Raw genomic sequence first — 9,605 nt, forward strand, 5'->3', positions numbered from 1 at the left:
TCCGCTTCGCTCCGGGCGCGCGGTCGCGCTTGCGGCCCTGCGGGCCGGGGTTGATTTCCCCTCAGGCGCCGGGCGGCGGGCATCCGCCCGCCTTGGCTTCGCGCCACTTGGCGCGGCGGCCGGTCGGCCTTGCGGCCCCTGCGGGCCGGATCTTGTTTTTCCCCTCAAGCGCCGGGCGGCGGGCATCCGCCCGCCTTGGCTTCCTCCGCTGCGCTCCGGGCGCGCGGTCGCGCTTGCGGCCTTGCGGGCCGGGGGGCGTCAGCGATTCTGGATCTGATGGGCCAGCAATCCCTCCGGCACCTCGCTCAGGCCCCGCACCCGCACCCGCTTGAACCGTGCGAATTCGCCAGACACCAGCTCGACGTCGCGGCGCGCCACGCCCAGTTCAGCGGCCAGGAACGCCAGCAGCCGCTCGGTCGCCTTTCCGTCCTCGGCCGCTGCCGCCACGTCCACCTGCAGCAGGCCGCCCTTCACCCCGCGAATCCGGTCGGCGCGCGCGCCCGGCCGCGCCGTCACGCTCAGCAGCAGGTCACCGCCCTCCACCCGGATCGCCGCCTCGGTCACGCCTCGCGGATCCGCAGCAGCGCCTCCTGCGCCGTGCTCGCCACCAGCGTGCCGTCTGCGGCATAGATCAGCGCCCGCGAAAGTCCCCGTCCCGCCTGCGCCGAAGGGCTCTCGCACGCGAACAGCAGCCATTCCTCCACCCGCGCGGGACGGTGGAACCACATCGCATGATCCAGGCTCGCCATGAACAGGGTCGGGCTTGGCATGGGCAGCGTGTGCGGCAGCGCCGCCGTCCCCGCCAGCCAATAGTCCGAAAGATAGGCCAGCAGGCCGGCCTGCTCGGCCGCCTCGGCCCCTGCCCCGCTCGGCAACCGCATCCAGATCGCCCGCTGCGAAAGCCCCGGCCGGTGCAGAAAGCTCATCGGATCGGCCGGCTTCACCTCGATCCGCCGGTCCTGCCCCTTCCAGCGGGCGCGCACCCAGTCCGGCAGCTCCGCGCCCATGCTGTCGGCCAGTTCCGGCAGGGTCAGCAGGTCTTCGGGGCGCGGCACGCCCGCCGGCAGCCCGGCCTGATGCGAATAGCCCGCCTCGTCGGCATGAAAGCCGCATTCCATGTGGAAGATCGGCTCGCCTTCCTGAATGGCGATCACCCGCCGCGTGGAAAAACGGCCGCCGTCGCGCGTGCGGTCCACCTGATAGATCACCGGCCCGTGCGCCCGCCCGGCCCGCAGGAAATAGCCATGCAACGAATGCACCGCGCGCGCCGAAGTCCCTTCGGACTCAACCGTGTGCGTCGCCGCCGTCAGCGCCTGCGCCAGCACCTGCCCGCCGAACAGCGCGTCATTGGCGTTGCGCTGGTTCAGCCGGTTGCGGAACAGGTCGCGGTCCAGCCGCTCCAGCGCCAGCAGCGCCCGCGCATCCCGGCCGTCCCAGTCCAGCACCCCGGTCGATCCGGCAACGGCGTCGCTCATCCGGCACCCCCAAAAAATCTGCGGCGACAGCACCGCGCGGACGTCCCTACAGTGAAGACCTGATGTCGAAAACCACCCCAGCGGCGAATGCGCCGGATCCCGCCGGCGCGATTCCCGCCGCCACAGTCATCATCGCCCGCAACGGCCCCGACGGGCTCGAGGTGCTCGCGATCGAACGGGCGAAGGGCATGGGCTTCGCCGGTGGCGCCGTCGCCTTCCCGGGCGGCAAGGTCGATCCGACAGACACGCCCGGCGACAAGGCCTTCGCAGGCTTCGACACCCTCACCACAGACGACGCCACCGCCCGGATCACCGCCGCGCGCGAGGCGTTCGAGGAATCCGGAATCCTGCTGTCGTCAGGCCCCGCGGTCGACAGCGAAACCCGCGCCCGCCTCCGCCCCGCGTCAGACCGGCACGAAATCGGCTTCGCAGAGCTTCTGGCCCAGATCGGCCACCAGCTGAACGCCGCGTCGCTCCGCCCCTTCGCCCGCTGGCTGCCGCCGCCGGGCCTGCACAAACGGTTCGACACCCACTTCTATGTGGCCGCCCTGCCCGATGGCGAAGTCATGCTGGCGGATGGCCACGAAGCGGTCCATGCCCGCTGGGCAACCCCGGCCCAGCTGCTCACCGAAGCAGACGACGGCCGCATCAGCCTGCTCTTCCCCACCCGCTGCAACATCGCCCGCCTTGCGCAGTTCGCAACCGTCGCGGCGCTGCTCGCCGATCCCACCGATCCGCCCTTCATCCAGCCGGACATCTCGGCCGATGGCTGGCTCTCCATCCCGGAAGGGATCGGCTACCCCTACACGAGGGAACGGCTGGACATGGTGCGCCGGGAATAGGCCCCCGGCGTCAGGCCGTTTTCCGCCGCCGCCGGGCCGCCGCACCCACCAGCCCGAATCCCATGATCATCATCGCCCAGGCCGCCGGCTCGGGCGCATCCTCCACCAGCCCCACTTCCTGCGCGATGAAGCGGGCGTCGTCATAATCATTGTCGCCGCCGCCCTCCATGTCCTCGAAGCCGATCGCGGCATAATTGCCGCGCTGGAACCATTTCCCGCCGATCCGGTTGCCGCCCCCATAAAAGCCGGCGAACAGATGGTTCAGCCCGTCGCCGTTCAGGCCGGGGCTCGAAAAATAACGCTGACCGGTCGTCTCGACGTCCAGGTAGAACAGGATGCTGGACCCCGCATCGACGAACCCGAAATTCTTGGTCGTGCCGCGCCTGTCCTCGTTGCTCAGCCCCAGCCCCAGGTCCACGCCGTCCACGATGACGCCCAGATAGCTGGTATAGCCCGCAGTCGCGCCCAGGAAGCTCACCAGAAGGTCGCCGTCCGTCAGCTTGAAGAAGCTGTAGCTTTTCGAGATGGCGACACCCGGTTCGCCATAGATCGTCGCCGCCGCCTGCGCGCCGCTTCCCATCAGCATCGAAGCCAGTGTCATCGCCGTCAGCCGCTTCAGCATCGTCAGTCCCCTGCACGTCACGATGACCCGCTGCAGTGCAGCAAGAATCGTGCCGGGCATGGTTAACGCCGCCAAGCGGCTGGCCTGTCAGATGTTTCCCCTCACGGAAACCGGCAGTCCCCGCGCCAGTCTGTCAAGAATCCCGACACTTCGGGGTCAGGGCCTCAGCCCGCGCCCTTTTCGTCCCGGCTTCAGCGCCCGCTGCGCCATCGCCGCAAAGGCGCACAGTTCGGCGCGCGTCTCCTCCGGCGCGATGATCGCCTCCACCCCGAACCGCTCGGCGGTGCGGAACGGGCTCCGCACCCGGTCCAGCCGCGCGCGGATGTCCTTCAGTTTCGCGCCCGGGTCGTCCGATGCCTCAAGCTCGCTCTTGTAGGCCGCCTCCAGTCCGCCCGCGATCGGCAGGCTGCCCCAGTCTCCGCTCGGCCAGGCCATGCGCCAGCGGAAGCGGTCGGCGGGCGCATGGGCCGATCCCGCCATCCCATAGGCCTTGCGCAGGATCACGCTCGCCCAGGGCACGCTCACCTGATAGATCGCGGCCAGCGCCCGGCTGCCCCAGCGGATCGTCGCCTCATCCTCGGCCCGCCGCCCGATCAGGAAGCCCGGATTGTCCACCAGATGCACCACCGGCAGGTGGAACGTGTCCGCCAGGTCCACCATCCGCTCCACCTTGCGCGCCGTCGCCGCTGTCCACAGCCCGCCCAGCGCCTCCGGGTTGGAGGCGATCACCGCCACCGCATAGCCGTCAAGCCGGGCAAGGCCCGTCACCACGCCCAGCCCCCATTCCCGCCCGATCTCGAACCAGCTCCCCTTGTCCACGATCGCCTCCACGATCGGCCGGATCGGATAGAGCCGCCGCGAATCGCGCGGCACGGCATCGTTCAGCCAGGCCTCCCGCCGGGCCGGATTGTCCCGCCCCTTCACCCGCTGCGGCAGCTCGTCCACGCAAGAGGGCAGATAGCTCAGGAACCGCCGCAGCCGGTCAAAGGCCTCGGCCTCGCTCGCCACCCGGTCGTCCACCGCGCCGTTCTTCGCATGGATGGCCGCCCCGCCCAGCTCCTCCTTGGTCCGCACCTCGCCCGCCGCGGCAACCACCGGCGGCCCGGCCACGAACATCTGCGAAACCCCCTCCACCAGCAGGCTGTAATGCGCCATCACCATCCGCCCGGCGCCAAGGCCCGCGACCGGCCCCAGCCCCAGCGCCACAACGGGCACGTCCGACATGTTGGCAACCATCACCTCCCAGCCCGGGATCTCCGGGATATAGGTGTGGCCCATCGCCTCCAGCGTGCGGACGGACCCGCCCCCGCCCGTGCCCTCGATCATCCGGATCAGCGGCATCCGATATTCGCTCGCCAGCCGCTCCGCCTCCAGCAGCTTGCGGTGCAGCGCCGCGTCCGCCGCCCCGCCGCGCACGGTGAAGTCATCCGCCGTCACCACCACCGGCCGGCCGTCGATCTCCCCGCGCCCGAACAGGAAGTTGGCCGGCAGGAACGCCGCCATCTCCCCATCTTCGGCATAGCTGGCAAAGCCGGAAAGTTCGCCGATCTCGCGGAAGGTGCCGGGGTCCGCCACGGCCGCGATCCGCGCCCGCGCGTCCATCCGCCCCGCCGCCGCCTGCCGCGCCAGCTTTTCCGCCCCGCCCATGCGCCGCGCCAGCTCCTGCCGGCGGCGCAGCTCCTCGATCTCGGTGTCCCATCCCATGGGCGTCAGCATAACCGCTCAGGCCCGGCTGCAAACCCTCGCCGCTTGATCAGTGTGAAACGCCCGGCTCAGCAGGCGCCCGTGCGCCGCCACTCGCTGCGGCTCTGGAAGGGCCGGCCGCCCTCCAGCCCCTGTGCATCCACGGTGAAGATGCCCTTCGCATCCCGGCGTAGCATCGTTCGCCCGGAACGGCCCCCGGCACAGCGATAGGTCAGCGTCGCCCCGTCGGCGCCGTCCGCGATCAGGGTAAAGCTGCACTCGGCCCCGGGCCGCCCCCCCATCAACATCGGCGCCGGATCATGCAGGCACTGGCTGCTGCTCGATTGGCCGCCGATCGGCGTCACCTGCCAGGCCCCCGGCGCGAATCCGCGCAGCGCCTGCATTTCCGGCACCGGCTGCGCGGCAACGGAACTGCTCAGAACAAGGGCCAGAAGGATCGGTCGCATCATGCCAGCCTGAACGGCAAGTCGGGCGAAAGAAGGGCGCCCGGCCGCCTCAAAGCGCCAGCAGGAACTGCCGCGAGCAGAATTCGCAATCCACCGCAATCACCCCCTCGGCGTTGCGCATCCCCACGCGCTCCTCCTCTGGGAACTGCTCAAGCACGCTGCGGATATGCGCCACCGAACACCGGCACCCGCGCGACAGCGCCACATCGGGCAGCACGCGCACCTCATCCTCATTGAACAGCCGCCACAACAGGGTCTCCAGCGGCAGCGCCGGGTCGGTCAGCTCGTCGCCCGTCACCGTCGCCGCCAGCGCCTCCACATGCGCCCAGTCCTCGCGCTCGCCGTCCACATGCAGCCGCGCGGCCCCTTCCTCGGCGCGCGGCAGATGCTGCACGATCAGGCCGCCGGCGGTCCATCGCCCGTCCGCGCCCCGCCGCGCCGACAGCCGCACCAGCGTCGGCAACTGTTCGCTGTCCGCGAAATAGCCCTGCGCCGATGCCTCCAGCGTGTCTCCGCCCAGCGCCACGATCCCCTGATACCGCTCGGCAGAGGCCGTCTGGTCCAGCGTGATCGCCAGATAGCCGGTCCCCAGCATCGCCTCCAGCCCGGCAGACCGCCCCTCCTCCACCGGCGGATAGCGGCGGTCCAGGTCCTGGCTGGCATAGCCGCGCAGCTCGCCCTGCCGCCAGTCCGCCACCAGCAGCCGGATCGGCCCGCCCTCGCCCTTCGCCTGCACGGTCATCTGCCCGTCATCCGGCCGGAACAGCGAACCCAGCATGGCCGTCAGCACCAGCGCTTCCGCCACCAGCCGCGCCACCGGCTCGGGATAGGCATGCGCCGCCAGGATCTCGTTCAGCGTCGGACCCAGCCGCACCACCCGGCCGCGCGCCGCGCGCCAGGGGATGGTAAAGCCCAGAAGCCTGTCGCCGCCCATATCGCCCTCAGCCCAGCCGGCCCAGCGACCACAGCAGCAACGCCTTCTGCGCATGCACGCGGTTCGCCGCCTCTTCCCACGCGGCCGATTGCGGGCCGTCGATCACGGCATCGGTCACTTCCTCGCCGCGATGCGCGGGCAGGCAGTGCAGGAACAGCGCGTCCGCCCCCGCCTTCGCCATCAGCGCCTCGTTCACCTGGTATCGCGCGAATGCCGCCTGCCGCTCGGCAACGTCGGTGTCGCCCATCGAAACCCAGGTGTCGGTCACCACCACATCGGCCCCGGCGGCGGCCTCGTCCGGCTCGCGCACAACCCGGATGTCGGCGCCCCGCGCCACCGCGTCGGCCACGAAACCCGCATCCGGCTCATATCCGGCCGGGCAGGCCACCGTCAGCGAAAAGCCCAGCAGACCCGCCGCCTCGATGATGGAATTGCAGACATTGTTGCCGTCGCCCACCCAGGCCCAGCGCGTGCCGTCGGCATTGCGGCCCAGCCGCTCCTCCACCGCCAGCAGGTCAGCCACGATCTGGCACGGGTGCGACACGTCCGTCAGCCCGTTCAGCACCGGCACCGTCGCTGCGGCTGCAAAGTCCGCCACGTCGGAATGGCGGTTGGCGCGGATCATCACCGCGTCCACGAAACCGGAAAGCACGCGCGCCGTGTCGCCGATCGTCTCGCCCCGCCCCAGCTGCATGTCCCCGGCAGACAGAGTGATCGTCTCGCCCCCCAGCTGCCGCATGGCGATGTCGAAACTCAGCCGCGTCCGCGTCGAAGGCTTCTCGAAGATGGCGGCCAGCACATGCCCGGCCAGCGGCGCGTCGCTGTCCGCCGCACCCTGCGGCAGTCCCCGGCGCGCGGCCTTGCGCGCCCGGGCGTGGTCCAGCACGCGCCGCAACCCGCCGGCGCCCAGGTCCGACAGGTTCAGCAGGTGCCGAACGCCGCTCATGCCGCCGCCTGCGATTCAAAGGCCGAAGCCGCCGCCGACAGCTTCTCCACGCACTCGCGGATATGGCTCTCGTCGATGTTCAGCGGCGGCAGGATGCGCACCACATTGTCCCCGGCAGCCACCGTCAACAGCCCGTGGTTCGAACGCGCATGCGCCACGAAGGCCCGGCTGTCGCCGTTCAGCTTCAGCCCCAGCATCAGCCCGCTGCCGCGCACATGGTCGAACAGGTCGTGGTTCGGGATCATCTGCTCCAGGCTCGCGCGCAGCCGCTCCCCCTTCGCCCGCACCTCGGCCAGGAAGTCGGGCTCGGCCACGATGTCCAGCACGGCGTTGATGGCGGCCATCGCCAGCGGGTTGCCGCCATAGGTCGATCCATGCGTGCCGATCACCATGCCCTGCGCGGCCTTTTCGGTCGCCAGGCAGGCCCCCACCGGGAAGCCGCCGCCGATCCCCTTGGCGATCGCCATGATGTCGGGCGTGATCCCATATTGCTCATGCGCGAACAGCGTGCCGGTCCGGCCCACGCCCGTCTGCACTTCGTCCAGCACCAGCAGCAGCCCGCGCTCGTCCGCCAGCCGGCGCAGGCCCTGCAGGAATTCCTGCGTCGCCGGGCGGATGCCGCCCTCGCCCTGGATCGGCTCCACCAGGAAGCCGCCGATCGAATCGTCGATCGCCGCTTCCGCCGCCGCCAGGTCGTTGAAGGGCAGCACGTGGAACCAGTCGGGCAGCGGCTCGAAGCCCTTGCGCAGCTTCTCCTGGTCGGTCGCGGAAATGGTCGCCAGCGTCCGCCCGTGGAAGGCGTTGGAAAAGGTCAGCAGCCGGTACTTCTGCGGATTGCCCGTGGCGTAGTGATAGGCGCGCGCGGTCTTCACCGCGCATTCCAGCGCCTCCGCGCCCGAATTGGTGAAGAACACCGTGTCGGCGAAGGTCAGCTCCACCAGCCGCTTCGCCACGCCCATCTGCTGCGGCGATCCATACAGGTTCGACGTGTGCATCAGCGTCGCGGCCTGCTTCTGGATGGCCTGCGTCAGGTGCGGATGCCCATGGCCCAGCAGGTTCACCGCAATGCCGGAGGCGAAGTCCAGCCAGCGCTTCCCCGCGCTGTCGAACAGATAGGCGCCTTCCCCACGCACCGGCTCGACTTCGCACCGGGGGTAAACGGTCATCAGCGGGGAAATGGCCATGGCATCCTCTTGCTGTCGTGTCTGGGCAGACGGAATAAAAAAAGGCGGCGCAAAGCCGCCTCAACCATTTGCGCAGGCATAGCCCGTCAGGCGCGCAATTTCCACCCCGATTTCAGCAGCGCATAGGCCGCCGCCCACAGGATCAGGCACAGCCCGCCCACGATCACGGCCCCCAGCCACACCGGCGCTTCCGCCACCCCGATGAAGCCGGCGCGGAACCCGTCGATCATGTAGAAGAAGGGGTTCGCCCGGCTCACGGACTGCATCGCAGGCGGCAGCCGGTCGATCGCATAGAAAGTGCCCGACAGCAGCGTCAGCGGCTGCACAAGGAAGTTGGTCACCGCCGCGCCATGGTCGAACTTGTCGGCCCAGATGCCGGTCAGCACACCCAGCAGCCCCAGCATCAGCGCGCCCAGCGTCCCGAACAGCAGCACCTGCAGCGGGTTCGAAACCGACACGTCCACGCCGGGCCACAGCAGCATGGCGGCCCACACCGCCAGCCCCACCGCCCAGGCCCGCGTCACCGCGCCCGCCACATAGCAGAACAGCAGTTCGCCATGGCTCAGCGGCGGCATCAGCACATCCACGATCGTGCCCTGCACCTTGGCGATGATGATGGACGACAGGCTGTTCTGGAACGCGTTCTGCGTCATCCCCATGATGATCAGGCCCGGCGCCAGGAAAGTGGCATAGGGAAAGCCCAGCACCTCCCCCTTCGCGCCGCCCAAAGCCAGGGTGAAGATGGCCAGGAACATCAGCGTCGTGATGGCCGGCGCCCACACCGTCTGCATCTGAACCTTGAAGAAGCGCCGCACTTCCTTCACATAGAGGGTGCGAATTCCCAGCCAGTTGATGCCGTGGATCACCGGAACGCCCGGTTCCGGAAGCGTCGGCGCAATGGGCTGGGGTGATTGTTGCGCTTGCATGGTTGCCACTGCGTCTAATGTCGCCCGGCATCCCCTGCAAGCCGTGAAACCGGAAGCGGAACCATGGCCTGGACTGACGAGCGCATCGCGCTCCTGAAGCAATATTGGGAAGAAGGCCGCTCGGCGAGCCAGATTGCCGAAGTTCTGGGCGAAGGCCTGTCGCGCAACGCGGTGATCGGCAAGGCTCACCGCCTCGGCCTCGCCTCGCGCCCCTCGCCGCTGAAAACCGGCGAGCCGAAGGCAGAGGCAAAGACCGTGAGGGCAGAACCGAAGCCCGCCGCGCCCAAGGCCGCCCCGCGCCCCGCGCCCGCCCCGGCACCGACAGCCGCGGCCCCCGCGCCTCAGGCCCCGGCCACCCCGGTGGCCCAGCCTGCCCCGGCCGCCACGCCCGCCGCGCCTCCCCCGGTGCCGGCAGGGCTACAACCCGCCGCAAAGGCGGCGGCGCCGCGCGGCAAGGGCGGCAAGGTCACCCTGCTCGATCTCAACGACCGCATCTGCAAATGGCCGATCGGCCCTCCGGACGAAG

11 protein-coding genes are annotated in these 9,605 nt (G+C 69.9%); 2 read left to right on the forward strand and 9 right to left on the reverse strand.

Annotated elements, in window-relative coordinates; all coding sequences use genetic code 11:
- Positions 1–258: 258 nt before the first annotated feature.
- Together ACE3O8_RS11365 and ACE3O8_RS11370 are read right to left on the reverse strand one after the other, a co-directional pair.
- A complete protein-coding gene (locus ACE3O8_RS11365) occupies positions 259–564 on the reverse strand; it encodes a DUF167 domain-containing protein (protein WP_374389816.1) in 306 nt (101 codons plus the stop codon).
- Positions 561–1,475, reverse strand: a complete 915-nt coding sequence (locus tag ACE3O8_RS11370) for an acyl-CoA thioesterase (RefSeq protein WP_374389818.1) — start codon at positions 1,473–1,475, stop codon at positions 561–563. Before ACE3O8_RS11370 ends, ACE3O8_RS11365 begins: the two co-directional genes overlap by 4 nt.
- A 62-nt stretch (positions 1,476–1,537) precedes the next feature.
- Between ACE3O8_RS11370 and ACE3O8_RS11375 the strand changes: the two genes are divergently transcribed.
- Positions 1,538–2,317, forward strand: a complete 780-nt coding sequence (locus tag ACE3O8_RS11375) for an NUDIX domain-containing protein (protein WP_374389820.1) — start codon at positions 1,538–1,540, stop codon at positions 2,315–2,317.
- Positions 2,318–2,327: 10 nt separating this feature from the next.
- Here the strand turns inward: ACE3O8_RS11375 and ACE3O8_RS11380 are convergent, their stop codons facing one another.
- The 7 genes from ACE3O8_RS11380 to ACE3O8_RS11410 all read right to left on the reverse strand — a co-directional run bounded on the left by ACE3O8_RS11380 (position 2,328) and on the right by ACE3O8_RS11410 (position 9,079).
- Positions 2,328–2,960 (reverse strand): PEPxxWA-CTERM sorting domain-containing protein, encoded by a 633-nt coding sequence (locus ACE3O8_RS11380; protein WP_374389822.1) that lies wholly within the window; start codon positions 2,958–2,960, stop codon positions 2,328–2,330.
- Between the two features lie 135 nt (positions 2,961–3,095).
- Positions 3,096–4,643 carry an acyl-CoA carboxylase subunit beta gene (locus ACE3O8_RS11385; RefSeq protein ID WP_374389824.1) on the reverse strand — a complete coding sequence of 516 codons (1,548 nt, stop codon included), beginning with the start codon at positions 4,641–4,643 and terminating at the stop codon, positions 3,096–3,098.
- Between the two features lie 68 nt (positions 4,644–4,711).
- Positions 4,712–5,089 (reverse strand): DUF3617 domain-containing protein, encoded by a 378-nt coding sequence (locus tag ACE3O8_RS11390; protein WP_374389826.1) that lies wholly within the window; start codon positions 5,087–5,089, stop codon positions 4,712–4,714.
- A gap of 49 nt (positions 5,090–5,138) precedes the next feature.
- Positions 5,139–6,023, reverse strand: coding sequence for an Hsp33 family molecular chaperone HslO (locus ACE3O8_RS11395; protein WP_374389828.1), 885 nt, complete (start codon positions 6,021–6,023; stop codon positions 5,139–5,141).
- A 7-nt stretch (positions 6,024–6,030) separates the two neighbouring features.
- Positions 6,031–6,969: an ornithine carbamoyltransferase gene (argF, locus tag ACE3O8_RS11400; protein WP_374389830.1), complete on the reverse strand. Its 939-nt coding sequence runs from the start codon at positions 6,967–6,969 to the stop codon at positions 6,031–6,033.
- Positions 6,966–8,153, reverse strand: a complete 1,188-nt coding sequence (locus tag ACE3O8_RS11405; protein ID WP_374389832.1) for an aspartate aminotransferase family protein — start codon at positions 8,151–8,153, stop codon at positions 6,966–6,968. The genes argF and ACE3O8_RS11405 overlap by 4 nt, the downstream gene beginning before the upstream one ends.
- Positions 8,154–8,239: 86 nt before the next feature.
- Positions 8,240–9,079 carry an ABC transporter permease gene (locus ACE3O8_RS11410; protein ID WP_374389836.1) on the reverse strand — a complete coding sequence of 280 codons (840 nt, stop codon included), beginning with the start codon at positions 9,077–9,079 and terminating at the stop codon, positions 8,240–8,242.
- Between the two features lie 63 nt (positions 9,080–9,142).
- On the opposite strand from ACE3O8_RS11410, the gene ACE3O8_RS11415 reads away from it, so the two are divergent.
- The coding region (locus tag ACE3O8_RS11415; protein WP_374389834.1) for a GcrA family cell cycle regulator at positions 9,143–9,605 on the forward strand (463 nt) is incomplete at its 3' end.

Origin of the sequence: Sandaracinobacter sp. (assembly GCF_041909755.1) — a bacterium.
In the GTDB taxonomy this organism is placed as follows: domain Bacteria; phylum Pseudomonadota; class Alphaproteobacteria; order Sphingomonadales; family Sphingomonadaceae; genus Sandaracinobacteroides.